General features: G+C 63.9%; 21 protein-coding genes and 1 pseudogene. 15 read left to right on the plus strand and 7 right to left on the minus strand.

Annotated elements, in window-relative coordinates; all coding sequences use genetic code 11:
* Window positions 1–9: 9 nt before the first annotated feature.
* The 3 genes from MFF62_RS19605 to MFF62_RS19615 all read left to right on the plus strand — a co-directional run bounded on the left by MFF62_RS19605 (window position 10) and on the right by MFF62_RS19615 (window position 4,644).
* Window positions 10–2,154 carry a 3-hydroxyacyl-CoA dehydrogenase NAD-binding domain-containing protein gene (locus tag MFF62_RS19605; protein WP_238264802.1) on the plus strand — a complete coding sequence of 715 codons (2,145 nt, stop codon included), beginning with the start codon at window positions 10–12 and terminating at the stop codon, window positions 2,152–2,154.
* Window positions 2,151–3,308 (plus strand): acyl-CoA dehydrogenase family protein, encoded by a 1,158-nt coding sequence (locus tag MFF62_RS19610; protein WP_238264803.1) that lies wholly within the window; start codon window positions 2,151–2,153, stop codon window positions 3,306–3,308. Before MFF62_RS19605 ends, MFF62_RS19610 begins: the two co-directional genes overlap by 4 nt.
* Window positions 3,309–3,405: 97 nt before the next feature.
* A complete protein-coding gene (locus tag MFF62_RS19615) occupies window positions 3,406–4,644 on the plus strand; it encodes an ABC transporter substrate-binding protein (RefSeq protein ID WP_238264804.1) in 1,239 nt (412 codons plus the stop codon).
* Between the two features lie 46 nt (window positions 4,645–4,690).
* Here MFF62_RS19615 and MFF62_RS19620 read toward each other — a convergent pair whose 3' ends face one another.
* Together MFF62_RS19620 and MFF62_RS19625 are read right to left on the minus strand one after the other, a co-directional pair.
* On the minus strand, window positions 4,691–7,588 hold the full coding sequence (locus MFF62_RS19620; RefSeq protein ID WP_238264805.1) for a winged helix-turn-helix domain-containing protein: 2,898 nt from the start codon (window positions 7,586–7,588) through the stop codon (window positions 4,691–4,693).
* Between the two features lie 34 nt (window positions 7,589–7,622).
* Complete coding sequence (locus MFF62_RS19625) at window positions 7,623–8,321, minus strand: GntR family transcriptional regulator (protein ID WP_238264963.1); 699 nt, start codon at window positions 8,319–8,321, stop codon at window positions 7,623–7,625.
* Window positions 8,322–8,452: 131 nt separating this feature from the next.
* Between MFF62_RS19625 and MFF62_RS19630 the strand changes: the two genes are divergently transcribed.
* Window positions 8,453–9,205, plus strand: a complete 753-nt coding sequence (locus MFF62_RS19630; protein ID WP_238264806.1) for an SDR family NAD(P)-dependent oxidoreductase — start codon at window positions 8,453–8,455, stop codon at window positions 9,203–9,205.
* Between the two features lie 12 nt (window positions 9,206–9,217).
* Window positions 9,218–10,459 (plus strand): acyl-CoA dehydrogenase family protein, encoded by a 1,242-nt coding sequence (locus tag MFF62_RS19635; RefSeq protein ID WP_238264807.1) that lies wholly within the window; start codon window positions 9,218–9,220, stop codon window positions 10,457–10,459.
* Between the two features lie 460 nt (window positions 10,460–10,919).
* Here the strand turns inward: MFF62_RS19635 and MFF62_RS19640 are convergent, their stop codons facing one another.
* The 3 genes and pseudogenes from MFF62_RS19640 to paaX form a co-directional block, all read right to left on the minus strand.
* The gene (locus MFF62_RS19640; RefSeq protein ID WP_238264808.1) at window positions 10,920–11,303 is read right to left on the minus strand and encodes a DUF1090 domain-containing protein; all 384 of its coding nucleotides are present in this window, start codon (window positions 11,301–11,303) and stop codon (window positions 10,920–10,922) included.
* A gap of 264 nt (window positions 11,304–11,567) precedes the next feature.
* A pseudogene (locus tag MFF62_RS19645) lies at window positions 11,568–11,753 on the minus strand (KR domain-containing protein); the annotation flags it as partial.
* Window positions 11,754–12,156: 403 nt separating this feature from the next.
* Complete coding sequence (paaX, locus tag MFF62_RS19650) at window positions 12,157–13,089, minus strand: phenylacetic acid degradation operon negative regulatory protein PaaX (RefSeq protein WP_238264809.1); 933 nt, start codon at window positions 13,087–13,089, stop codon at window positions 12,157–12,159.
* Between the two features lie 125 nt (window positions 13,090–13,214).
* On the opposite strand from paaX, the gene paaA reads away from it, so the two are divergent.
* The 9 genes from paaA to MFF62_RS19695 all read left to right on the plus strand — a co-directional run bounded on the left by paaA (window position 13,215) and on the right by MFF62_RS19695 (window position 22,276).
* Window positions 13,215–14,216 carry a 1,2-phenylacetyl-CoA epoxidase subunit PaaA gene (gene paaA, locus MFF62_RS19655; RefSeq protein WP_238264810.1) on the plus strand — a complete coding sequence of 334 codons (1,002 nt, stop codon included), beginning with the start codon at window positions 13,215–13,217 and terminating at the stop codon, window positions 14,214–14,216.
* Between the two features lie 63 nt (window positions 14,217–14,279).
* Window positions 14,280–14,561 carry a 1,2-phenylacetyl-CoA epoxidase subunit PaaB gene (gene paaB / locus MFF62_RS19660; protein ID WP_238264811.1) on the plus strand — a complete coding sequence of 94 codons (282 nt, stop codon included), beginning with the start codon at window positions 14,280–14,282 and terminating at the stop codon, window positions 14,559–14,561.
* Window positions 14,562–14,569: 8 nt separating this feature from the next.
* On the plus strand, window positions 14,570–15,331 hold the full coding sequence (gene paaC / locus MFF62_RS19665; RefSeq protein WP_238264812.1) for a 1,2-phenylacetyl-CoA epoxidase subunit PaaC: 762 nt from the start codon (window positions 14,570–14,572) through the stop codon (window positions 15,329–15,331).
* Between the two features lie 5 nt (window positions 15,332–15,336).
* Window positions 15,337–15,870: a 1,2-phenylacetyl-CoA epoxidase subunit PaaD gene (paaD, locus tag MFF62_RS19670; protein WP_238264813.1), complete on the plus strand. Its 534-nt coding sequence runs from the start codon at window positions 15,337–15,339 to the stop codon at window positions 15,868–15,870.
* Between the two features lie 25 nt (window positions 15,871–15,895).
* Complete coding sequence (gene paaE / locus MFF62_RS19675; RefSeq protein WP_238264814.1) at window positions 15,896–16,972, plus strand: 1,2-phenylacetyl-CoA epoxidase subunit PaaE; 1,077 nt, start codon at window positions 15,896–15,898, stop codon at window positions 16,970–16,972.
* Between the two features lie 97 nt (window positions 16,973–17,069).
* Window positions 17,070–18,740, plus strand: coding sequence for a phenylacetic acid degradation protein PaaN (gene paaN / locus MFF62_RS19680; protein ID WP_238264815.1), 1,671 nt, complete (start codon window positions 17,070–17,072; stop codon window positions 18,738–18,740).
* Window positions 18,741–18,803: 63 nt separating this feature from the next.
* Entirely contained in the window at window positions 18,804–20,171 is a 1,368-nt protein-coding gene (gene paaK, locus MFF62_RS19685) for a phenylacetate--CoA ligase PaaK (protein WP_238264816.1), read from the plus strand.
* 129 nt (window positions 20,172–20,300) lie between these two features.
* Window positions 20,301–20,609, plus strand: a complete 309-nt coding sequence (locus tag MFF62_RS19690; protein ID WP_238264817.1) for a DUF485 domain-containing protein — start codon at window positions 20,301–20,303, stop codon at window positions 20,607–20,609.
* Window positions 20,606–22,276 (plus strand): cation acetate symporter, encoded by a 1,671-nt coding sequence (locus MFF62_RS19695; RefSeq protein WP_238264818.1) that lies wholly within the window; start codon window positions 20,606–20,608, stop codon window positions 22,274–22,276. The genes MFF62_RS19690 and MFF62_RS19695 overlap by 4 nt, the downstream gene beginning before the upstream one ends.
* Window positions 22,277–22,813: 537 nt before the next feature.
* On the opposite strand, the gene MFF62_RS19700 is transcribed toward MFF62_RS19695, so the two are convergent.
* A complete protein-coding gene (locus MFF62_RS19700) occupies window positions 22,814–23,629 on the minus strand; it encodes an AraC family transcriptional regulator (protein ID WP_238264819.1) in 816 nt (271 codons plus the stop codon).
* 49 nt (window positions 23,630–23,678) lie between these two features.
* Here MFF62_RS19700 and MFF62_RS19705 point away from each other — a divergent pair, with 49 nt between their 5' ends.
* Window positions 23,679–24,914, plus strand: coding sequence for an MFS transporter (locus MFF62_RS19705; RefSeq protein WP_238264820.1), 1,236 nt, complete (start codon window positions 23,679–23,681; stop codon window positions 24,912–24,914).
* A gap of 269 nt (window positions 24,915–25,183) precedes the next feature.
* Here MFF62_RS19705 and MFF62_RS19710 read toward each other — a convergent pair whose 3' ends face one another.
* Window positions 25,184–26,074 (minus strand): LysR substrate-binding domain-containing protein, encoded by an 891-nt coding sequence (locus MFF62_RS19710; protein WP_238264821.1) that lies wholly within the window; start codon window positions 26,072–26,074, stop codon window positions 25,184–25,186.
* Window positions 26,075–26,106: the final 32 nt, after the last annotated feature.

Here is a 26,106-nt window from a genome sequence, read left to right on the forward strand (position 1 = left end):
CACGACGTCATGAGCACGATTTCCCTGAATGTGGACGCCGATGGCGTCGCCTTGATCACGATCGACTGTCCCGGCTTGCCGGTGAACGTCTACACGCCCGAACTAACGCGCGAACTGACCGCCGCCGTTGACCGCGTGATGGCCGATGACGGTATCGTTGGCGCGGTGATCGCCTCGGCCAAGGACGGCTTCCTCGCGGGCGCCGATCTCAAGGCCGTTGGTGCCGGCATCGACGCGGCCCTGGCCCGCGGCGGTGCGGCTGTCCCGTCCTTTGCGGCTGAGAACGCCTTCATGCGCCGCATGGAAACTTGCGGCAAACCGTTCGCTGCTGCGTTGCACGGTGTGGCGCTTGGCGGTGGGCTGGAACTGGCACTGGCCTGCCACCATCGCGTGATTGCCGATGCGCCGGGGAGCTCGGTGGGCTTGCCTGAGGTGAAGGTCGGCCTGCTGCCGGCGGGTGGAGGTACGCAGCGGCTGCCGCGCCTGATCGGCATCGAGGCCGCCTTGCCATTGCTGCTGGATGGCGATGCCGTGGGTGCGGCGCGCGCGTTGGAACTGGGCATCGTCGATGCCGTCGTCCCATGTGACGCGCTGCTGGAAAGCGCGCGCCAATGGGTGCTGGCACATCGCAAGGCCAGCCAGCCATGGGATCGCAAGGGATTCCACGTGCCGGGCGGCGTGGGCGCGCTGTCCGGGCATGCCTCGCGCAGTTTCTATGGTGGTATCGCGCAGGTGCGGGCACGCACGCAGGACAACTATCCGGCGCCGCTGGCGATTCTTTCCGCAGTGTACGAAGGCACGCAGTTGCCCTTCGATACGGGCATGGCGATCGAGGCCAAGTACTTCTCTCAACTGGCCACGAATCCGGTGGCGCGCAATCTGATCCGCACACAGTTCGTCAATCGCAAGCGCTATGCGCGACTTGCCCATCGGCCGGCCGGCATTCCCGCTGCGCCTGTGGGCCGGCTGGGTGTGCTGGGCGGCGGCATGATGGGTACGGGGATTGCATACGCCGCCGCGCAGGCGGGTATCGAGGTGGTACTGCTCGACGCGACGCACGCGCAGGCCGATACGGCAAGGGAGCGCGCGTTGACGCTCGCGAAGCGAGCAGGATTGGTCGAAGCGCAGCTCGGCGCGTTCGGTGATCGCATCACGGCGACCACGCAGTACGACGCGCTGTCCGATTGCGATGTCGTCATCGAGGCCGTGTTCGAGGATCGCGCAATCAAGGCCAGCGTGCTGGCGCAGGCGTGCGCTGCCATGCGCGCGGACGCCATCCTCGCGTCGAACACTTCCACGTTGCCGATCAGCGGACTGGCGACATGCACGGATCGTGCGGAGCGTTTTATCGGCATGCATTTCTTCTCGCCCGTCGAACGGATGCCGCTGCTTGAAATCATCTGCGGTCTGCAGACATCGCGTGACACGCTGGCGCGTGCGATGGACCTGGCTGGCCAACTGCGCAAGGTGCCGATCGTGGTCAACGACAGCCCGGGATTCTTCACGAGCCGGGTGTTCTGCGCGTACGTGGATGAGGGCTTGGCGATGCTTGCCGAGGGCGTGAGCCCGGCGCTGATCGAGAATGCCGCACGCATGGCGGGCTTTGCCGCCAGTCCGCTTGCCGTGCTTGACGAAGTCTCGCTGGATCTTCAACAGCGCGTGGTCGATCAGGCCATTGCCGATGGCTTGCGCGATCCGTTTGTGCGATCGCACGCGCAACCGGTGATCGCGCGCATGAATGCGCTAGGCCGCTTGGGGCGCAAGGCCGGAGGCGGTTTCTACGTCTATCCCAAGGACGCTCGCAAGCATCTGTGGCCCGGCTTGGCGGAGGCGTTCCCGTTGTCGTCGCACCAGCCTGATGTCGAGGTAGTGAAGCAGCGCCTGCTCTACATGCCCGCGCTGGAAAGCGCGCGCTGCCTGGAAGAGGCGGTGGTTACCGCGCCAGCCGACGCGGATCTGGGCGCGATTCTGGGGCTCGGGTTTCCTGGCTGGAGTGGCGGTCCGCTGTCACTGGTGGAAACCGTGGGGCTGCGGCGCTTCGTGCAGGCTTGCGATGCGCTGGCTGCTGCGCATGGCGTGCGGTTCCGTCCCGGCGACGCATTGCGGTCGCGCGCCGAACAGCAGACGCCGTTCTATGAAGGAGCCCGGGCATGACCATCACACGACGGATCTTCGAGCCCGAACACGATCAATTCCGCGAGACTGTGGCGCGATTTATGCGCCGCGAAGTAGCACCCCATGTGGACCGCTGGCGCGAAGCCGGCTGCTGCGACCGCACGGTTTTCGAACAAGCCGGGGAACTTGGCCTGCTGTTGATGTGGGCGGACGAGGCGTACGGCGGCTCAGGCAATCCGGACTTCCGGCTGGAGCAGATTCTTTATGAAGAGACGATCCGTCACGGCGACATCGGTCTGTTCCTGACATTGCATTCGCGGCTGGTGGCGCCGTACATCGGGCGCCTCGGAACGGACGAACAGAAGGCGCGCTGGCTGCCGGACGCCGCGCGTGGCAAACACATCTTGGCCATTGCGATGACGGAGCCGGCCGCGGGTTCCGATCTGGCTGGCATGCAGGCGCGCGCGGAGCGCACCGATGGCGGCTGGCGACTGCGTGGCGCCAAGACCTATATCTCGAACGGCATCAACGCCGACCTGGTCATCGTGGCCGCCCGCACCGGGCCGGCGCCGCGCGCGTTCGGCCTGTTCGTGGTGGAGCGGAACATGCCCGGCTTCACGCGCGGCAAGCGGCTGGTCAAGCTGGGGCTCGATGCGCAGGACACGGCGGAACTGTACTTCGACGACGTCTTCGTGCCGGACGCCAACGTGCTCGGAGACCCGACGCAGGCGCTCGCGTATCTGGCGGAAGGGCTGGCCGAGGAGCGCCTGCTAGCCGCGTGCCAGTCGATGGCGCATGCGCAGGTGGCGCTGGATCTCACGCTGGCGTATGTGCGTGAGCGCCACGCGTTCGGGCGTCCACTGGCTGCATTCCAGAATACGCGGTTCACATTGGCACGCCGCTTTGCCGAGCTTGAGGCGATGCAGGGCTGGATCGACACGCTGGTGATGGCGCATAACGCGGGTGGGCTGACGCCAACCAGCGCGGCGTCAGCCAAGCTGCTGGCGTCGGAACTGGAGAATCGCCTGATCGACGATTGCCTGCAACTGCACGGCGGCGCGGGCTACATGGACGAATACCGGATCAGCCGCATGTTCCGCGATGCGCGGGTATCCCGCATCTATGCGGGCGCGTCGGAGATCATGCTGGAGATCGTGGCCCGTTCGCTCGGGCTGACGGAAAAGATGCGATAGGGCGCGTCCCGCGCAGGCGTTGGACGCTGACCGGACAGAGATCCGTGTGCGCCCTTGCCATTGGTGGTCCATTCAAAAAACCAGGAGGAGACAGATCATGAAGTCATTCTTGCTTTCGTGTCGCGCGCTGGCATGCGCGGCGCTGGTACTGGGCGGCGGCATCGTGCAGGCCGCCACCAAGCCGGAGAAACTGTCCGATGGCGAGGTGCGCATCGGCGTGCTGACCGATCTTTCCGGCGTCTATGCCGACGCCAGCGGACGTGGTTCAGTACTGGCCGCCCAGATGGCGATCGACGACTTCAACGCGCAGGCGAAGCCCGCCTTCAAGATCAAGCTGCTGTCCGGCGACATGCAGCTCAAGCCCGACGTCGGCGCGAACATCGCGCGCACGTGGTTCGACCGCGAGGGCGTAGACATGATCGTGGACCTGCCGTCGTCGGCGGTGACGCTCGCCGTGATGAACCTGGCCAACGAGAAAAGCCGCGTGGTCATTCCCACGGGACCAGCGTCGCTGCGCATTACCAACGAGGATTGCTCGCCGACCACGATCCACTGGGCCTACGACGAGTATTCGCAGGGTCAGGGGACGGCACGCGCCATCACCGAGGCTGGCCACAAGACCTGGTTCTTCATCGAGGCGGATTACGCGGGCGGCCGAGCGCTGCGCGCGGGATTCGAGGAGGCCGTCAAGGCGGCAGGCGGTCAGATCGTGGGCGCCGCGCGCCACCCGCTCGGCGCATCCGACTTCTCGTCGCAGATCGTGCAGGCGCAGTCGTCGAAGGCGGCCGTCATCGGCATGGCCAACGCGGCGGGCGATTCCGCCAACCTCGTCAAGCAGGCGGCGGAATTCGGCGTCACGCCGAAGCAGATTATGGCGGCCTCGCTGACGCATATCACAGACATTCACGGTCTGGGCCTGAAGGCCACGCAGGGCATGTACCTGACCGATGGCTTTTATTGGGACCGCGACGAAGCGTCGCGCACGTGGTCCAAGCGGTTCTTCGACAAGCAAAAGAAGATGCCGACGATGGTGCAGGCCGGCACCTATTCGGCGGTGCTTCACTACCTCAAGGGCGTTAACGCGGCGGGTACCGACGAAGCCAAGGCCGCGGTGACGGCGATGAAGTCGCTGCCGGTCAACGATGTCTTCGCACGGAACGGGCATATCCGGGAGGACGGCCGCATGGTGCACGACATGTATCTGTTCGAAGTGAAGAAGCCCGAAGCGTCGAAATATCCGTGGGACTATTACACGCTGAAGGCGACGATTCCCGCCGACAAGGCGTTCCGCCCACTGTCGCAGTCGACCTGCAAGTATGTAAAGAAGGCCGTCTGACGGCGCGGCGCAACCGGCTAACGCGACGCGCGGCGCCGCGTTAGCCCTAGCGGATCAGTCCCCGCTTGCGCGCCACCGCCACCGCATGCGTGCGTGAGGTGGCGTCGAGTTTGCTGTTGATGTTGCGAAGATGGGTCTTGATCGTAGTTTCGGACACGAATAGCCGCTGCGCCATGATTTTGTTCGACAGGCCCTCGGCCAGGAGGCCCAGCACGTTCAGCTCGCGACCTGTCAAGCCATCTGGATGTGCGGCATCCACTTCGATGTCGGCCGGGGCGATCGATTCGGCCGCCGAGGCTTGCGGGGACTGCGTCAATCGATAGGCTTCCGCGCTGGTCACTGCATCGTGGTGACACGGCATCTGTTGCAGCACCTCGCGGATCAGCGCGCGTGACGCATCGCTGGTCGCCAGATCGGTGCGTGTCTGCAGTCCGCGCAGTAAAGCAGCGATCCCATCGCCTTCATCAACAAACGTGCTCACAAAGCCTTCGCTGGCAGCGGTGTCGATCGCCGTGCCAATGGCGTGCAGCGCGCCCTCGTCGTCGCCAGTCGCACGCAATGCCAGAGCCAGCAGGATGCGGAGCTTCAGTGCGCGACGGCCACGCGTGGCGGCTTCGGCTTCGGCGAGCGCGGCACGCAAGGGCGTGACGGTATGTGTGACGATGTGCGCGGTGTCGTTGCCGGTGGCAATGGCCAGCCGCCATTCCAGCAGCGCGATGGTTTCCAAGTCATTGGCATGCGGCGCGTAGGCGGGGCCGAATGACCATGCATCGAGTGCCGAGGCGGCGGCCAGTTCGGCGCGCGCGCCTTCGCGGTCGCCGCGCAGCAGTGCGATGCGGCCACGCTCCAGTCGCGCGCTGGCCACCATGCGCAACAGGCCCGTACGATAGCCCATCTGCTCGCAATCGTGGAGCCACAGCATCGCGTCGTCTTCGCAACCATCGGCCAGCGACATCCGGCAGAGCAAGACGAACGTGACGATGATCGGATCGATGTAGGCCGCCTCGCGGATCAGCGGCTGGTAGGCGCTGAGCAGGCGCTGCGCTTCGCGCAGACGTCCCGCTTCATAGAGCGCCTCGGCCAGGAAGGCGCCCGCGATCTCCTGACCGTCGACGCGCAGCTCGCGAGGTTGCCGATCGGAACCGTGCGGATCATGTGCGCCGCGATAGCGCACCAGTGCCTGGCGCAGCCGCCCCTGTGTCAGGTCGATCGATCCCTCGAGGCATTGCGCGATCCGGATGTTCGCCGAGCCACCGATCTCGGCGTTGGCATGACGGCTGGCATCGAGCATGCTGCGGGCTTCGTCGAAATGCCCGAGGTAGATATGGCAAGACGCCAGTGAGTTCAGTTGAACGCCATATGGAAATCCGTGCGCTGACGACAGCTGTCGAGCGCATGCCTGCCAGGCGGCGTGGGCGCGATCGAGCTTGTCGGTCAGCGCGAGGATGAACGCATGGAGCGCCAGCATGTGCGCCGCGATCTCCGCATCACGTTCGCCCGCTTCGCGCATGCCCTCGAGCAGCGCCAACGCCATGTCGCTGCGATGCAGGAAGGTCAGCGCCCAGGCGTGTACCAACCTGAGGCGCGGGTCATTGGCGAGGCTGCCGGCGGGCAGCACATCGAACCAGCGCGCCAGGAGCCGCACCCGGCCTTGCCAGAGCAACACGTCGGCATGTTGCCGCAGCAGGCCCAGCGCGGTGTCAACGTCGCCGGCCTTGAGTGCGTGTTCGGTGGCGGGAACCGGGCGCGCCTGCGCGGCGAACCAGGCCCCGGCGAGCCGGTGCATCCGTGCGACCTCGTCCGGACGATAGCGCTGCGCGAGTCGCGCCTTCAGGAAATCCGCGAACAGGCTGTGATAGCGATACCACTGACCCGCGGCGTCGATGCTGACGAGAAAGAGATTCTCGTGCGCTAGCCGCTCGATCATCGCCGCGCCATCATCGCGTTCCGTGACGGCGTTGCACAGCGACGCGCTGAACGGATTGAGCAGGGCCGTCTTCAGCAGGAACTCATAGACGTCGGGCGGCTGGCGTGACAGTACGTCCTCGGCCAGATAGTCGGACACGGCGACATCGGATCCGGAGAAGGAATCGATGAAGCCCGATACGTCATCACGGCGGCGCATTGCCAGCACCGCCAGCCAGATGGCCACCACCCAGCCTTCGGTACGTCGATGCAGGCGGCGCAGATCGCTGGCGGAGAGCGTGGCGACGCGTTCGCCAGGCGCGCAACGGGCCAGGTAGGCGGCAGTTTCCTCGGGCGTGAAGCGCAACTGCTCGGCGGTCACTTCGAGCAGCCGGCCATGTGCGCGAAGCCGTCCCAGCCCAAGATCGGGCACGCCGCGCGAGCCGATCACGAAGCGACCGTGCGCGGGCAACTGTGCGATCAACTGCCGCATGAATTCCAGCGTGGCAGGGTTGTGAAGCGATTCCAGGTCGTCGAGGAAGATCGCGAATGGCGCGGCAAACTGCGTAAGCCGTTCGACGAGCGTATCGGCCATGAGCGGGCCGGGTCGCGTGTCTGATGAGGGTTCCGTCTGGCGGTCCACGTCGCCGAGCATGTCCACCGCCACGTCGAGGGCGCTCAGGAAGATCGACAGATCGTTATCGGCGGGGCCCAACTGGATCCACGCCGTACGTACGCCTTCGTGCATGCAGGCGGAGAGGATGTCGAGCATGGCGCCGGTCTTGCCGAAGCCGGCGGGCGCGTGTACCGAGACCAGACGGATACCGTCCGCCGCGACGACCGGCGCCGCGAGGCGTTCGCGCGGCATATGCGTGCGCACCGGTTGAGGAACGGAGAACTTGGCGGGAGCCGTGCGCATGGGCTGGCCGGGCAAGGAGCAAAAAGAGGATGTCGATTCTACCGTCAGCGCGTGCTGTCGAAACGACTGCAAGCGCCACTCTAGGGGTAATTCCTCATCCTGGAAGCGCGCATCAGCCATTGCGATTCAAAGGCCGGAGGACAGACCAGGCGACTCAGCGGGACTGGATCGCGCCCGGTTGCGCGGAAAGAATCGCGGCTCGTACGTTTTGCACGTGCAACGACCCCGCGGCTTCCGCGGCGTCAGGGTCTCCGGCAATTACGGCGGTGGCGATGCGCCGATAGTCGGCCAGCCGCATTTGCTGCAGGGAGGCGAGACGATGTTGCGCATGGACGATCGGCATATGGATCGTTGGAAACAGCCGACGTAGTTCGCGGTTATTGCCCATGTCCAGCAGCGCGCGATAGAAATGACGTCGTGCGGTCGAGAAGGCCTCGTCATGGCGCGCCTTTTCCGCTGCGGCCAGTTCCTGCACCGCGCCGCGCAGGTTCCGGGCCAGCGTGCGATCGCCGCTGCCACGCGTTGCGGCGCGCGCCAGCAGGCCCGTCATACGCTCCGCCACATCGAGGACGTCGAGGGTGTCCTGCAGGCTCAACTGGCGAATCATAGCGCCGCGATGTCGCGGCAATTCCACGATGCCTTCGGCGGCAAGCCGCTGCAGTGCTTCACGCACCGAATTGCGGCCCACCGCGAATTGGGCCACGAGATCCGTTTCCACGAGGCGCTGCCCCGGGACGAAGCGACCCAGTTCCAGGCCGTTGATCAGACCAAAAAATACGGAGTCCGACGCTGAGTCCGATGCGCTGCGACCAGGGGTGGCGGCGTCGGCCGACGCATTGGCAGGGGCCGCGATGGGAGGGGGAGATGGCGAAGTCGTCACGGGCGGGATTCTACCGGATCAAGTTGTCGATGCCTGCAGCGGCGTTGACATGGGATGAAATCATCCTACAATCTGGTCCTAATATTAAAGCGAACGGAGACGGAATGCACGGTTCGATCCTCAGCCTGCAAGGCAAGCGGGCATTGGTTACGGGCGCATCGAGCGGGCTGGGCGCGTACTTTGCACGCCGCTTGGCGGAGCATGGCGCTGAAGTCGTGTTGGCGGCACGCCGCCTGGACGCGCTGGAGGCGGTGGCCAGGCAGGTGGGCGAGCACGGCCGCGCACAATGCGTGGCGCTGGACGTGACCGATGCAGCGTCGCGCGTCGCGCTGGCGCGCGAGGTGGGGCCCATCGACATCTTGATCAACAACGCCGGGCTGGTCCGTGAGGGGCCGGCGCACATGCATGGCGAGGAAGACTGGGACGTGGTGATGGATACCAATCTCAAGGGGATGTTCTTCCTGGCCCAGACGTTGGTGCCGGGGATGCGCGAACGCGGCGGCGGCAGTATTGTGAATGTGGCGTCGATTCTTGGGCTACGTCAGGCGGGAGGTGTCGTGTCCTATGCCGTGTCCAAGGCGGGCGTCGTGCAACTGACCAAGACGCTCGCGCTGGAATGGGCGCGCTACGGCATTCGCGTCAACGCGCTGGCGCCGGGCTATATCGATACCGACCTGAACCGGGAGTTCTGGCAAAGCGATGCCGGGCGCGCGCTGATCACGCGCATCCCGCAGCGCCGTCTTGGACAACTGGAGGATCTCGACGGGCCGCTGCTGCTGCTGGCCTCCGACGCCTCGCGCTACATGACGGGCGCCGTGCTTGCCGTCGATGGCGGCCATCTGGTCAATACGCTATAAGGAATCCTGAACATGTTCACCCCTTATCCCACTGAAAGAAGCCGCGACATCGCCGAGCGCGTGGAGCGATTTGTGCGCGACGTCGTCGTGCCGTACGAGCAGGATGCGCGCTGCGAATCGCATGGCCCCACAGCGGAACTGGTCGAGGAACTGCGGGCTAAGGCGCGCGCCGCCGGCGTGATGACGCCGCATATCCTTCCTGACGGATCGCATCTGAGCCAAGCGGAAACCGCAGCGGTGCTGAAGCGTTCGGGCCTGTCGCCGCTCGGCCCGGTGGCCGTCAACACAATGGCGCCCGACGAGGGCAACATGTTCCTGCTCGGCAAGGTGGCCACGTCGGCGCAGAAGGCGCGTTTCCTCGATCCGCTGGTGCGGGGCGAGGCGCGCTCCGCGTTTTTCATGACTGAGCCGGCCGAGGAAGGCGGCGCCGGATCAGACCCGTCGATGCTGCAGACGCGAGCCGTGCGCGATGGCGACGACTGGGTGATCAACGGTCGCAAGAAATTCATCACGGGCGCAGAAGGTGCCAAGGTAGGGATCCTGATGGCGCGCAGCGATGACGGTGGCGATCGCGCGCAGGCCACGATGTTCCTGGTTGACCTGCCGCATCCTGCCATCCGCACGGAGCGCGTGCTGGACACGATCGACAGTTCGATGCCAGGCGGCCATGCGCAGGTGGTGATCGATAATCTGCGCGTGCCGGCCGACCAAGTGCTGGGCGAAGTCAACGAAGGCTTCCGGTACGCGCAGGTGCGTCTTTCGCCGGCACGGCTTTCCCATTGCATGCGCTGGTTCGGTACCGTGGCGCGCGCCGACGAGATCGCACGGGGCTATGCCACGACGCGCAAGGCGTTCGGAAAGCTTCTGATCGATCACGAGGGCGTCGGCTTCATGCTAGCCGAGAATCTCATCGATCTGCAACAGGCGGCGCTGATGATCGACTGGTGCGCAGGAGTGCTCGACGTTGGGTCGTTAGCCACGACGGAAAGCTCGATGACAAAGGTAGCGGTATCCGAGGCGCTGTTCCGCGTTGCAGACCGCTGCGTACAGATCCTCGGCGGCAATGGCGTCTCGCGCGACACCATCGTCGAGCAGGCCTTTCGAGAACTGCGCGCATTTCGAATCTATGACGGACCGACGGAAGTCCATAAATGGTCCCTCGCAAAGAAGATCAAGCGCGATACTCTTGAGGAGGGGCTGTGCAACACGAAATCGCGTGGATTCCCAGCACACGAGGCCGGTGACATGCGATGACGTTTCGATTGATTGATGTGCTTGTTCTCAAGCAGTCCAGCGCCGGACTGCGAGCGGGTTGGAGGCGAAGTCAAAGGGCAGCACAACTCGGCCCGTTATAGAAATCGATCCCTATGGCAATCCCGAGGCCCGCACACAGCTCGTGTGCGGGGCTTTTTTCTATCTCCCGGCAGCGGCTAGGGCCTTCTGAGCCAACCTCGTGGGCTCACTTAGTGAGTCGTATTCATGCGACCGATGGCCTAGTGCAATGTCGCAAACTTGCCGGCATGCGCTCTCACCGCCGGCGTGAGGCGGAATTCACCGAGAGGCAACCGTTCGCCTGCAACCTCGCTGTTGGTCGCGCTTATGGCAGTCAGTATGCAGATACTGCTGGCGCTCTGGCGGGCGGCCATTTCACCATGATGGGGGCGGATCATTGGCACGACTAGACCCTACGGCTAGTCGCAGCCTTGCCCGATGGCTACTTTGCCGCTTCTACCTGTACGCGCTGCAGTTCCGCGTGTGCCTCGTCTAATTTGCGCTGCCGCTGCGCAATCTTGGACTGACTCTTTCCCTCTTTTTTGGCCTTTTCAAGATCTCGTTCGCGCTCATCTACTTTTTTCTGCGCATCGCGGATTTTTTGTTCCGTTTTGGCGTCGAGCGCCGCATCCGTGCAGTTGGCCGTCAACTTTGACAGCGCAGTCTCCAGTCCTGATACCCGATCTTTGTTGCCGTGCGCTCTCGCATAAGCGATCTCGTTTTCCAGAGCGCCTCGCTTGGCCTCACATCGTTCGCTCTGCGCCCAAGCTGATTGCGTGATCACGAGCGCGAGGAGCGTGAGCGCGAAGCTGGTCCTGTTCTTCATGAGTCGGCCTCCGGTGACGTGACAGTTTCGTGCTTTTCTTGGTGGACATCGATACGGTCATGGTTAATTCTGCTAATAAGCATCTCATGACCTCTGGCACACGGGAAATCTGACAGGCTCCCACCAATCGGCGTCGTGCAACCCTACCACAGTGCCCGACGCGATCCGTGAATACTGCGGTTGCGACGAAGGGACCTCGGCGTTATCCAGGTTCGCAACTAGGCAGAGCATCCTGTAACTGAGTTCCTCGCTCGGCGTCCGCATGATCGCAAATACCTTGGCACCAAACGCTTCGATCGGGGCCTGCGTCTCCTCTGCGGCGGCCTTCGAAGTAGCGCTGTTTTAGTGAATCGCCACCGCCCCCGCGCCATGCTCGGCAAGATTCCGTACGATCAGCCCGCCCAAGTTCTTCGCACCGCCCGCAATGATGACCGCTCGGCCACGGTCGATATTGGCCCGACAACGCGTCCTCCTATTTGCACACCGTGATCCGGTAGGTGTACGCATCCATACCCGTCATCTTGCTGTTGCCAGCGCGAGGACTACGAATCCATTTGCGAGAGTGGCAAAGCTGTACGGTGGAAGATCGGGCTGCCTGATGATGAACCGTATGCAACTGCAGGATTGTGGAACGCTTGACCCGATGACGCCATCTCCTTCACGTGCCAACGCTCGACGCCGATCACCATCCAACAATGAATCGACTCCATAGGCTCGGGGATAAGAAGCGGGGCGTGACCAGACTTCTTCGAGCTGAATGGGGCCATTAAAATTTCCGATCTGGCCAAACCATAAGTGGCTTCGACCCGCGCGCCCGTCAACCTAAGCCCATCGCCGTCAGGTCCGGCCCCCATCATTCGTGAAGGCGGACCGTGAACCGATCGCGGAGCGCCCGGATGGCCGATTGGAAAGTGCCGGCCTCGGTTTCTATCTGCGCCCGCAGATAGGCCTCGCTGGCCGGCAATAGTGCCGCATACAGCGCACCGGTTCCGGCCCGTGCCTCGCGCCCGGGCCAGTCGGTTGGCAGCAGTTCATCGGGCAGGCCGGGGTCGCGCAACAGCACCCGGCGGTACTCGTGGATCAGCAGGATACGCACAAAAAACGCATCGGCCGCCGATAGCGACGGGGCTTCCTTGACCCATGACGCAAAGCGCCTGACATACGCCTGCCACGCTTGCGCTACCTCTTTCAGCCGGTAGGTCTGGTGGATCAGCTGTTCCAGCGGCTGCCGCGAGAACGACGCCACCGATTCGGCCCGCATCACGGCCGCGTGCTCCGTGGCCCCCGCCGCCAGCAGGATTTCGGCCAGCGATCCCTGGTCAGCATTGGGGTGGGCGAACACGCCCGGGGCCACCGGGCCGAAGCCCTCCCAGAGCAGTTCTCTGCGCAGCGGCTGGCGCATCGATGCGCGGGTGTCGTTGCGCAACAGCACCAGCGTCCACTTGCCGTCCCATGCCGGCGATGCGCCCGCATAAATGCGCTTGCCGGCATGCTGCACGCGCAGCAGCCCCGCGTCGGACAACCCATAGAAGCTCTTGCGGCCCACGCGCGTGGCCTCCAGCCAGTCATCGGCTGTCAGCCGGAAGATCGCCGTGCGCACCAGTCGGTTGCTCAGGCCGAACGGCGCCGACAGCGCGATCAGGCTACCCAGCCAGGGCGCCTGCGGGCGCGGGGCAATCACATCGCCATACATCGTCACCAACAGCGAGCCCGCGCCCAGTTTCAGTCCCTTCGCCAGCCGGGCCACGGCGGGTGACACCCCCTCGGGCTTCAACAGGTCTGGCATGGGTCTCCTTACGTAAAGTGATACACACGAACTCGTTGAATGAGTCAAATCGTATCACTATGATCCTGATCAATGTCAGGTCTGGCTGATCGGCTACGACTCTGATGCGAATCACGGAGACACGCATGTACGCGCAACTGGTCGATACCGGTGTTACGAAAGTCCGCTCGGCGGAGGACATGAGCGATGACGAACGCAGCTTCCAGCAGCGGATCGACGAAGGCATCCGTATTGAATCGAAGGACTGGATGCCCGACGCCTATCGACGCACGCTTGTACGGCAGATCTCGCAGCACGCCCATTCGGAAATTGTCGGCCAGCTGCCCGAAGGCAACTGGGTGACGCGCGCCCCCACGCTGGAGCGCAAGGCCGTATTGCTGGCGAAGATCCAGGACGAAGCCGGCCATGGGCTGTATCTATATAGCGCGGCAGAAACGCTCGGCGTGACGCGCGACCAGATGCTGGCCGATCTGCATAGCGGAAAAGCCAAGTACTCCAGCATCTTCAATTACCCGACGCTGAGCTGGGCCGACATCGGCGCTATCGGCTGGCTGGTGGACGGATCGGCCATCATCAACCAGGTGCCGCTGTGCCGCTGCTCGTACGGCCCTTATGCCCGGGCGATGGTGCGCGTGTGCAAGGAAGAGTCGTTCCACCAGCGCCAGGGCTACGACATCCTGCTCAAGCTGTGCAACGGCACGCCCGAGCAGAAGCAGATGGCGCAGGACGCGCTGAACCGCTGGTGGTGGCCAGCGCTGATGATGTTCGGGCCGTCCGATGCCGATTCGCTGCATGGCGCCCAGTCCGCGCAATGGCGCATCAAGCTGTTTCCGAACGATGCGCTGCGCCAGAAGATGGTAGACCAGACCGTGCCGCAGGCCGAGCTTCTGGGCCTGACGATTCCTGACCCAGACCTGAAGTGGAACGATGAACGCGGTCACTACGATTTCGGCGCGATCGACTGGGACGAGTTCTACAACGTGATCCAGGGCGATGGCCCCTGCAACCGCGAACGCCTTGGCACCCGCGTCAAGGCCTGGCAGGACGGCGCCTGGTTCCGCGACGCGCTGGTCGCCCACGCCGACAAGCAGTCGGCAGCGCACCCGGCGGACCGCCAGGTCGCCTGACCCGCCGGCACCTCTTCCACATCCAGCATTCCGCATTCCGCATTCAGCAAGCAGGAGACAGCCATGAGCGAATGGCCGCTTTGGGAAATCTTTATCCGCAGCCAGCACGGACTGGCGCACAAGCATGTCGGCAGCCTGCACGCCGCCGACGCGGCAATGGCAATCAACAATGCCCGCGACGTCTACACCCGCCGCAACGAGGGCATCAGCATCTGGGCCGTGCCGGCTGCGCACATCGCCGCCAGCAGCCCGACCGACAAGGGGCCGCTCTTCGAGCCGGCCAACAGCAAGGTCTATCGCCATCCGACCTTCTTTCCGATGCCGGAAGCGGTCAAGCACATCTGAGGCTCGCCATGGAAGTCAGCAAGAAAGCAACGTTCGACTATCTGCTGCATTTGGGCGACACCGCGCTGGTGCTGGGTCAACGCCTGTCCGAATGGTGCGGCAAGGGCCCGGCGCTGGAGGAAGACATCGCGCTGACCAACGTCGCGCTGGACCTGATCGGCCAGGCGCGCATGTGGCTGTCCCGTGCCGGTGAGGTTGAAGGCGCGGGCCGCACCGAAGACCAGCTTGCCTACCTGCGCGATGCCCACCAGTTCCGTAACCCGCTGATGGTCGAGCAGCCCAACGGCAGCTACGCCGATACGCTGGCCCGCCAGTTCCTGTTCGACACCTGGCACTACTACCTGCTCGACGCGCTGCGGCATTCCAGCGACGCCGCCATCGCCGCCATCGCGGACAAGGCCGTGAAGGAAGTGGCCTATCACGCCCGCCGCAGCGCCGATCTGTTGGTGCGCCTTGGCGACGGCACGGCGGAAAGCCATCGCCGCATGCAGGACGCCATCGACCGCCTGTGGATGTACACCGGCGAGCTGTTCGATGCCGATACCGTGGACGCCGGCCTGATCACCGCCGGTGTAGCCTGCGACCCGGCCACGCTGCGCGAGCCGTGGCACCGGCAGGTAGCCGACGTCCTCGAAGAGGCCACGCTGACCATGCCCGCCGATGGCTGGATGCAGCGCGGTGGCCATACTGGCCGGCACACGGAACATCTGGGCTTTCTGCTGGCCGAGATGCAGTTCCTGCAGCGCGCCTATCCCGGCGCGACGTGGTGAGCATCATGCACGCCGAGGCCCTCGCCCATCCGGAAGTCATGACGGATACCCAGACGGACACCATCTGGTCCTGGCTCGACACCATTCCCGACCCCGAGATCCCCGTGATCTCGGTAATCGACCTCGGCATCGTGCGCGGCGTGCACTGGGAAGCCGGCACCTGCGTGGTGACGATCACGCCGACGTACTCGGGCTGCCCAGCCGTCACGTTGATCCGCGAGCAGATCGTTCAGGCGCTGGGCGAACACGGCATCGGCCAGGTCGAGGTCCGGCTGCAACTGGCCCCGGCCTGGACCAGCGACTGGATGACCGCGCGGGGCCGGCAGCAACTGGCCGGCTACGGCATTGCACCGCCCGCGCAGACCGTCATCGACATCAGTGGCATCACCCGCCGGCGCCAGCCCGCGCTGCAGGTGGCCTGCCCCCAATGCGGATCGGCCCACACCCACGTGGTCAGCCAGTTCGGTTCCACGGCCTGCAAGGCGCTGTATCGCTGCGACGACTGCCGCGAGCCGTTCGACTACTTCAAGGCGCACTGAGCCGCCGCGACCGGAAGAGACAGACATGAGCACTTTCCATGCCCTGCGCGTGATCGACGTCACCAACGAGACCCGCGACGCCATTGCCGTGACCTTCGCCGTGCCGACGGAACTGGCCGACACCTATCGCTACGCGGCAGGCCAGCACCTGACCGTGCGCACCCGGATTGCCGGCGACGAAGTGCGGCGCTCGTATTCGATCTGCGCCGCCGCGCAGGACCAGCGCCTACGTATCGCCATCAAGCGCGTGGATGGCGGCCTGTTCTCGAACTGGGCCACCGATACCCTGCGCCCCGGCCAGACACTCGACGTGATGCCGCCGTCCGGACACTTCAGCGTGCCGCTCGACGCCGGCCATCGCAAGCACTACGTGGGCTTTGCCGCCGGCAGCGGCATCACGCCGCTGCTGTCGATCATCGAAACCACGCTGCGCGCCGAGCCCGAAAGCCGCTTCACGCTGTTCTACGGTAACCGCGCGTCGTCCACGGTGATCTTCAAGGAGGCGCTCGAAGACCTGAAGGACACCTTCCTGCACCGGCTGAACCTGGTCTTCATCCTGAGCCGCGAGACGCTCGACATCGACCTGTTCAACGGCCGCCTGGACGGCGCCAAGGCCGACGCCCTGCTCAAGCAGTGGGTGGACCCCGCCAGCATCGACGTGGCCTTTATCTGTGGCCCGCAATCGATGATGGAGGGTGTGTCCGACGCGCTGAAGCAGAACGGCGTCGACCCCGCCCGCATCAAGCGCGAGCTGTTCGGCACCAGCACGCCCGCCGCCCGCGCGCCGCAGCCGCATCGCGTCGCCGCCGGCAAGCAGGACTGCGAGGTCACGGTCATCCAGGACGGCCGCTCGCGAAGCTTTACCGTGGCGCGGAACGCCCAGACCGTGCTCGACGCCGCGCTGGAACAGGGGATCGAACTGCCCTACGCCTGCAAGGGCGGGGTCTGCTCCACATGCCGCTGCAAGCGCGTTTCGGGCGAGGTCGACATGGACGTGAACTTCGCCCTGGAAGACTACGAAGTGGCGCGCGGCTTCATCCTGAGCTGCCAGAGCTACGCCGTCAGCGACCGGCTCGTTCTTGATTTCGACCAGGAAACCTGAGCCGGCCTGATCGGGCTAACGCGCCCGCCAGCCGCATTCCGCATCACAACGCCCCTTACGCTTCGGCGTAGAAGATTTAGAAAATTTGGAGACCCCCGTGACGCACGCCTTGTTCATCCGCCACCAGCCCATGCTTGACCAGGCGCTCGACGCCATCGACCAGCGCGGCTACTGGAGCCCGTTCTCCGAAATGCCGAGCCCTAAGGTCTATGGCGAAGCCGCCGCCGATGATGGCAAGGCCGCGTTCGACGCACGCCTGGGGCAACCGTTTCCGATCACGCAGCCCGGCACCATCGGGCAGTCCGGCCAGGAAGTCTCGCCCTATGGTCCGACGCTTGGCGTGACCTATCCGCGCCCGGATCTGGACGCGCTGTTCGGTGCGATCGAAGCCGCCGTACCGGCCTGGCGCGAAGCGGGCCCCACCACGTGGGTTGGCGTGTGTCTGGAAGTCCTGACCCGGCTGAACCGCCGCAGCTTCGAGATGGCCCACGCGGTTATGCACACCACCGGCCAGCCTTTCATGATGGCGTTCCAGGCCGGCGGCCCGCATGCGCAGGATCGCGGCCTGGAAGCCGTGGCCTATGCCTGGCAGGCGATGCGCGGCATCCCGGCCCGTGCCATCTGGGAAAAGCCGCAGGGCAAGAATGCGCCGCTGCGGATGGAAAAGACCTTTACGGTCGTGCCGCGTGGCATCGGCCTGGTCATCGGCTGCTGCACCTTCCCCACGTGGAATGGCTATCCCGGGTTGTTCGCTAGTCTGGCCACGGGCAATCCGGTCGTAGTCAAGCCGCACCCGGGCGCCATCCTGCCGCTGGCCATCACGGTGGAGATCGCCCGCGAGGTACTGGCCGAGGCCGGCTTCAGCCCCGACATCGTGACGCTGGTCGCCAACAACCCGGACGAGCGCATGGCGTCCATGCTGGCGCTGCGCCCAGAGGTGCGGTTGATCGATTTCACCGGCAGCACGGCCAACGGTGAATGGCTTGAGCGCAACGCCCAACAGGCGCTGGTCTACACCGAGAAAGCCGGCGTCAACCAGGTGGTCATCGATTCCACCGACGACCTCAAGGGCATGGTCCGCAACCTGGCTCTGTCGCTGGCGCTGTACTCGGGCCAGATGTGTACCGCCCCCCAGAACCTCTACATCCCGCGCGACGGCATCGACACGCCGGATGGCCACGTCACGTTTGACGGCGTGGTGGCCGCGCTGTGCGACTCCCTGCAGAAGCTGACCGCCGACCCGGCCAAGGCCGTGGAGATCCTGGGCGCGATCCAGAACGACGGCGTGGCGCAGCGTATCGAGGCATCGCGCGCGCTGGGCAAGGTGGTGCTGGACAGCCAGACGATCGCCCATCCGCAGTTTCCTGAAGCGCGGGTCCGCACGCCGCTGCTGCTCAAGGTGGATGTGCGCGACGAAGACAAGTTCACGCAGGAACTGTTCGGCCCGATCGCATTCGTGATCGCCACCGACAGCACCGACCAGGCGATTGCCGTCGCCCGCCGCATTGCGAAGCAGCACGGCGCGTTGACGCTGTCGGGCTATACGACGCAGCGCAACGTGGAATCGCAGCTCGAAGACGCCGCGCTGGACGCGTGCGTGGCGCTGTCGCTGAACCTGACCGGCCCCGTGCTCGTCAACCAATCCGCCGCCTTCAGCGACTTCCACGGCACCGGCGCCAATCCGGCCGCCAATGCGGCGCTGGCAGATACGGCCTTCGTCGCCAACCGCTTCCGGGTAATTCAGGCTCGCCGCCATCTGAAAGACTGAATTCCACGCCATCCGCCGCCAAACATCAGCCACATTGCCCGACATACCCTGGAGGAGACACCCATGGTCCAGCGCGCCCCCCAAGCCGATCAGCGTAACCAGCTCGACGCTATCGAGCATGCCAGCCGAGACGAACTCCAGGCGCTGCAGTTGCAGCGCCTGAAATGGACGCTGCAGCACGCCTACGACAACGTGCCGCACTACCGCCAGGCATTCGACGCGGCCGGCGTACATCCCGGCGATCTGCGCCAGCTGTCCGACCTGTCGAAGTTCCCGTTCACCACCAAGAAGGAACTGCGCGACAACTACCCGTTCGGCATGTTCGCCGTGCCGCGCGAGGAAGTTGTACGCGTGCACGCGTCGAGCGGCACCACGGGCCAGCCGACGGTAGTGGGCTATACCGCCAACGACATCGATACCTGGGCCAGCCTGGTCGCCCGCTCGATCCGTGCCGCCGGCGGCCGTCGCGGCGATCTGGTGCAGGTCTGCTACGGCTATGGCCTGTTCACCGGTGGCCTTGGCGCCCACTACGGTGCCGAGAAGCTGGGCTGCACCGTGATCCCGATGTCGGGCGGACAGACCGAGAAGCAGGTGCAGCTGATCCGCGACTTCAAGCCCCGCATCATCATGGTTACGCCGTCGTACATGCTGAACCTGATCGACGAGATGGCCCGCCAGGGCATGTCGCCGGCCGACAGCTCGCTGCAAATCGGCATCTTCGGCGCCGAGCCGTGGACCGACGCCATGCGCCAGGAAATCGAGACACGCGCCGGCATCGACGCCGTCGACATCTATGGCCTTTCCGAGGTCATGGGCCCCGGTGTGGCGTGCGAGTGCATCGAAAGCAAGGACGGCCCGGTCATCTGGGAAGACCATTTCTATGCCGAGATCATCGATCCCGTGACCGGCGAAGTGCTGCCGGATGGCGCCGAAGGCGAACTCGTCTTCACGTCGCTGACCAAGGAAGCGCTGCCCGTTATCCGCTATCGCACCCGCGACCTGACCCGGCTGCTGCCGCCGACGTCACGCGCCATGCGACGGATCGGCAAGATCACCGGGCGCTCGGATGACATGCTCATCATCCGGGGCGTGAACGTGTTCCCGTCACAAATCGAGGAACTGATCCTCAAGCAGCCCGAACTGGCGCCCCACTACCAGTTGACAGTGACCCGCGACGGCCATCTCGACCGCCTTGCCGTGTCGGTCGAAGTGCGGTCCGAACTCACGCATCGCCTGTCGGACGCCGAGCGCGAGGCCCTGGGGGCGAAGCTGCGCGACGCGATCAAGACCAATGTCGGCATCACCACCCGCGTGGACGCCGTGCCTGCCGACCGCCTGGAGCGTACTTCCACTGGCAAGGCCAGGCGCGTGCTTGACCTGCGTGCAGCCATCGCGCCGGTGGTTCCAGAACCCGAACGCGCCGCCGCCTGAGGCGCGCGGGTTCACACCAACCCGCGCCCCGATTACTCCTCGCCGTCCCGCCCGCCACTCTCGCGGGCGGCAGGCCGCAACGCCTCGACAGAAGGCGTGACCGGCCACGCTTTGCCATTGGAGACAACCATGACCGAACGGCAATTCGCCTCTATCACCCAACACCCCGACTTCCTGTCGCTGACCCGGCGTCGTTCACGCCTGGGCTGGACGCTGACCGCCCTGATGCTGGCCGTCTATTTCGGCTTCATCGGGCTGCTGGCCTTCTATCCCGCACTGCTGGTGGCGCCAGTCCGTGGCGGCACGCTGACCACGGGCATCGTCGCCGGCGCCGGCGTGATCGTGGTGGCGTTCGCGCTGACCGCTGTATACGTGCGCAAGGCCAACCGCGATTTCGATGGCCTGAACGCCCGCATCCTGAAGGAGTGCGCAGCATGAAGAGAATTGCAATCCTTGCCCCGGCCCTTGCAGGTGTCACCGCCCTCGGCGCTGCCAGCGTCCACGCGGGCCCGGCCGTAGAAGGTAACGTGGCCGCGCAGCCGCTGAACTGGCATGCCATCGGCATGTTCGTGGTGTTCGTGCTGTTCACGCTGGTCATCACGCGCTGGGCCGCCCGCCGCACGCGCACGGCATCGGACTTCTATGCGGCCGGGGGCGGGTTGACCGGGTTCCAGAACGGCCTGGCCATTGCCGGCGACATGGTGTCCGCCGCGTCGTTCCTGGGCATCTCGGCCATGATGTTCGACAAGGGCTTCGACGGCCTGATCTACGCGCTGGGCGTGGTGGCCGGCTGGCCGATCATTCTGTTCGTGGTGGCCGAGCGGCTGCGCAACCTGGGCCGCTACACGTTTGCCGACGTGGTCGCCTACCGCCTGTCGCAAAAGCCGGTGCGTATCACGGCCGCGTTCGGTACGTTGACCGTGTCGATCATGTACCTGGTGGCCCAGATGGTGGGCGCCGGCAAGCTGATCCAGCTGCTGTTCGGCACCAGCTACCTGTCCGCCGTGCTCGTGGTGGGTGCGCTGATGGTGCTGTACGTGATGTTCGGCGGCATGCTGGCCACCACATGGGTGCAGATCATCAAAGCCATCCTGCTGCTGGGCGGCACGACATTCATGGCCTACGAGGTGCTGGCGCATTTCGGGTTCAGCCTCGATGCGCTGTTTGCGTCGGCGGCCCAGGTCCATCCCAAGGGCCAGTCGATCATGGCGCCGGGCGGGCTGGTGGCGAATCCGGTCGAGGCCATATCGCTAGGCGTCGGGATGATCTTCGGCACGGCGGGCCTGCCCCATATCCTGATGCGCTTCTTCACCGTGGCCAATGCGCGCGAGGCCCGCAAGTCGGTCTGCTACGCCACCGGCTTCATCGGTTACTTTTACCTGCTGATCCTGATCGTCGGCTTCGGGGCCATCGTGCTGGTCGGCAACAACCCAGCCTTCCGCGACGGTGCCGGACAACTGATCGGCGGCAGCAACATGGTGGCCGTGCACCTGGCGCAAGCGGTGGGCGGCAACATGTTCCTGGGCTTCATCTCGGCAGTGGCCTTCGCCACCATCCTGGCGGTTGTGGCGGGGCTTGCACTCTCGGGGGCATCGACCGTGTCGCACGACCTCTATGCAACGGTCATCCGCAAGGGTCAGGCCACCGAGGCCGAGGAAATCCGCGTGTCGCGCCTTGCCACATTGGGTATCGGCGTGGTGGCCATCCTGCTTGGCCTGCTGTTCGAGAAGCAGAACATCGCCTTCCTCTCCGGCCTGGTGCTGGCCATCGCGGCCTCGGTCAACTTTCCGGTACTGTTCCTGTCGATGTTTTGGAAGGGTCTGACCACCCGCGGCGCGGTGGGCGGCAGCGTGGTGGGCCTGGTATCGGCCATCATGCTGCTGGTGCTGGGACCGACCGTTTGGGTAGGCATCCTCAAACATGGCCAGCCGATTTTCCCGTACGCCAACCCGGCGCTATTCTCTATGACGCTGGCATTCGGCGCGGCCTGGCTGCTTTCCATGCTCGACCGGTCAGAGGCGGCCAACGGCGAGCGGCAGGCCTTCCTGCCCCAGTACGTGCGGTCCATGACAGGCCTGGGCGCCGCTTCAGCAAGTCGGCATTGATTGTTCGCCGTTTCCGTGAGCACGCACGCCGACGTCCCGCCAGCGTGCGTGCCACGCGCATACCTAAAGCGCGGCTTCCCGCGATAAGGATCGCGCGTGACAACCGACGAGGGGTCCGCCGGATTCCTGTGCAATTTACCGGGTAGCCACCCTTAGCATTCATGGGGCTTTCCAGGCGCAGCCTCACTGAAATTCCCGGTGAATCAGCCACTTGCTGACTGGTCTCTTTCCCGTCTTTTCCCCCGTGTCAAGCGCAACCGAAATCTGAGCCGGTGGGGGCAGTTTTAGATCGGCGCTGACACTATTCCGGATGGGTCGGTCGCAATCGACTGCGATAGTCCTGCTGCTTCCATTGGCTTGGGCGAAAGCGACAGGTGGATTGTCCATCTGGAGCGTCATGTTTTTCCGACAACATTTACTGGCGTTCGCCGCACGTTGGCTGGCATCGATGGCAGCACGCAAGCTAAAGCAACCCAGCGTAGAGTCTTGAGCCCCGGTTCTAAGGCCGCGAAAGGCTGATGGGGCCAGAAGGATCCGTCAGGCTTCGTTCCGAAATGCTTTTGGAGCCTTGCCGAGCATGCGCTTGAACATAGCCGAGAAGGCGCTCGGACTCGCAAAACCGAGTTCCTCTGCGATTTGCTTAATCGCGTGCCCAGCTTCGAGTCTCGGTAGTGCGTGAGCGAGGCATACTTGTTGTACCCACTGCCGGTATGTCATACCGGTCTCTTTGATGAAGAGCCGGATCAGGGTACGGCTGCTTGCACCCACAACCTCGGACCATTGTTCAATCGTATGGGTCGTAGCGGGAGACGTCATAATCTGTTCACAGATCGAAATCAGTCGTCGATCTCGCGGCCATGGAATTTCTATCGGCAAAGTCTGTGACTGGCCTAGCTTGTGCAGGATCAGCGTGACAATGCTTCGATTCGAGGCGTTATCAGGATAGAGCATGGGCTGATCAACGAGCGCCAGGATGAGCTCGCGCAGCAGTGCATCCACCTCGACAACTTTCACTCGGTTGCCAAACTGCTTGGCTTTCCTTGGGCTGATGTAGATCGTTCGAATCTGAGTGTCCGTAAGCATCGCCTGGTCGTGCACGATTCCTGCGGGAATCCACAGCGCTCGTTGTGGCGGGATAAACCAGATGCCGTTGGAACTTGCTACGCGCATCAAACCCTTGCTTGCATACAGTAACTGCCCCCTTGAATGGCTGTGGGGCGCGTTATAGCTACCTGCCGCTTTATCGCTTCCGAATGCAGTGATAACACGTGGCAGCACTTCATAGTCCTGGTAGTTGCCACTGCGACTGGGCAATTCACGATTGTCACTTTCGCGACGAAGTCTGGCATTCATGCGCGTTATCTCCCAGCAGTGTCGAGGCTACCATCGAGCATCAGAACCAATGCATGCAACCGGCAAACCTCTGGAGAAGCCCGTGTTAGTTGGAATCAAGGAAGAAACGAAGTCGATCAGGCTCTGGGCGGGGGTCGGGCTGTTCATCATGGCGCTGTCGCTGCGACCTGGCATCGTGTCGATAGGGCCGCTGGTGCATGCCATTCAGACAGAGTTTGGCATGAAACACGCAGAGGCTGCGTTGCTGACGGCCATTCCCGACCTGTGCATGGGGTTCTTTGCGATCTTTGTGCCGGCCATTGGGCGCCGCTTTGGTGGAGGTCGAGTGGTTCTGTTATCGCTCTTACTGTTGGGTGTCGCACTGATACTGCGGGCGCTGGCCGAATCGCCAGCCAGTCTGCTCTTCGCGACGCTTCTTGTCGGCATTGGAGTAGCCATTTCGGGGCCACTCATCGGCGGTTGGATCAAAAGTCATTTCTCCGGCGAAGCGGCCTTCTTCATGGGAATATATGCTGCCGGCCTCGGTGTTGGTGCTACGTTGGCGGCTGTGGGCAGTGAATCCATCGCGCAAGCTGGTGGCGGATGGCGCGTAGGTGCAGGTGTCTGGGCGCTCGTCTGTGTGCTGGCAATTGTCAGTTGGCGAAAACTAACGCTCGCATACCCCTCGAATCCGCATGTGGCGCGCGCAGATAGCTCGGCAAGGCACTCACCATTGCGCTCGGCACGTGCGTGGCTGATCGCCCTGTATTTCGGCACCAGCCAGTTCATCTGCTATGCCTGCTTCGCATGGGTGGGGGAGAGCAGTCGAGAGATGCAAATCAACTCGCTTAGCTCGGGTGTTAATTTGGGACTGTTTGCAGCAATGATCGCTCTTAGCAGCTTTCTGTCGGGGGTCTTTACAAGTAACTCACCAGATCGTCGCGTTTGGCTTGCCGTCTCTGCAGTTCTTTCCGCCGGTGGCGCGGTGGTCCTCTGGCTTTCGCCGGGGACACTAGGGGCGCTTCCGGTACTCGCTATCGCGCTTGGCCAGGGAACCTGCTTCGCACTGGCGATGACGCTTCCGCTGGATAACACCACCTCCCACTATGACGCAAGCCAGTGGACTGCATTTATGCTGTTTATCGGGTACCTGATTGCGGCCATGGGGCCATTTGTTTTCGGATTTCTCCGCGACCTGACAGGCAGTTTCCAGGCGTCCTACGGTTCGCTGGTTGTCGCTTCCACGGCGCTCTTGGGTCTGACGCCCCTCCTCAAGCCACGGGAATCGCCTGTGCTTAGAGGTTGACGGGATTCCTCGCTGCCTGCCCGACTCGTGGCAGGCGAGCGAGGAAAGCCTAGCGGATTACATCCGCGCAGGACTGCATCTCCGACTTCGGACGTCGATGCACGTTGCTTCAGGTCGGTGGGCTGCCAGTGCGAGCGTTGTAGCGCCAAGTCAAGCTGAGAGCCATGCCTGTTTTCGGGTGAAGCTAACGTTCAGGTAAGCACACGCGCGCATCTCAAAGACCCGGCAAGCGGCAATCGTTGTTCCGATGGAGCAGGTGGTGGCATGTCTCACTCAAATGTAGACTGTTCCAATATCTTGCGTACCGCTGCAGCGACAGGGTGGGGATTGCTACGCCGCCATACCAAGTGCATTTCCACGTCGAGCCCGACTTGCTCTTCGATGTTGCGAAAACCAACCCCGGCATAACCAAGCCGCCGGGCAGACTGAGGCACCAGCGCTACGCCCATTCCCGCGTCGACGAGAGACAGAATGGAATGGGTGTGGCTAAGAGTCTGCACCACATCGGGCGCTACCCCTGCAGCACGCAGGCGACCCGCGATGATCTCGTAAAGGTAACGCGATTCAGAGCGGCAAAACTCAATGAAGGGTTGCCCTTCGAGCGCTGACAGTGGCATTCGCTTTGCCCGCATCAGCGGATGGCTCACGGGCGCCGCCAAGACAAACGGCTCGCGCAGCAAACGAGCGGATTCTGCAAACGTGCGCGGCGCAAAAGGGCGCACAAGCCCCAGATCGATTCTGTCTGCACCAATGGCCTCGAGCTGAGCATCGGTCTGCATCTCCCGCAGAGAAATTTGGACTTCTGGCAACTTCGTCCGGATGTCTTCCAGCAGTTGCGGTAGTAGTGCGAAACTGGCTGCCGGTATGAATCCCATCGTTAAGCTGCCGGCATCCGCCTGCGTTGCGCGCTGTGCCGCTAGCTTGGCTGCCTGGCTGCGTCGCAAAATATCTTCGGCTTCCCGCAGAAAAATTGCCCCGGCGGGCGTGAGCCGAACGCTTCCACCCGATCTGTCCAGCAACTGGACACCCACCTCATGCTCCAGAAGCTGGATGTGCCGGGTCAGAGGCGGTTGGGTCATGTTCAGCAATGCCGCCGCACGGCCGAAATGCAGCTCAGTCGCGACCGCCACGAAGCTGCGCAGGTGGGTTAGCTGGAACACGATTCAAAAATTGTATTGAGTGATCGCCAGTT

This window comes from Cupriavidus pauculus, from assembly GCF_022179805.1.
In the GTDB taxonomy this organism is placed as follows: domain Bacteria; phylum Pseudomonadota; class Gammaproteobacteria; order Burkholderiales; family Burkholderiaceae; genus Cupriavidus; species Cupriavidus pauculus_E.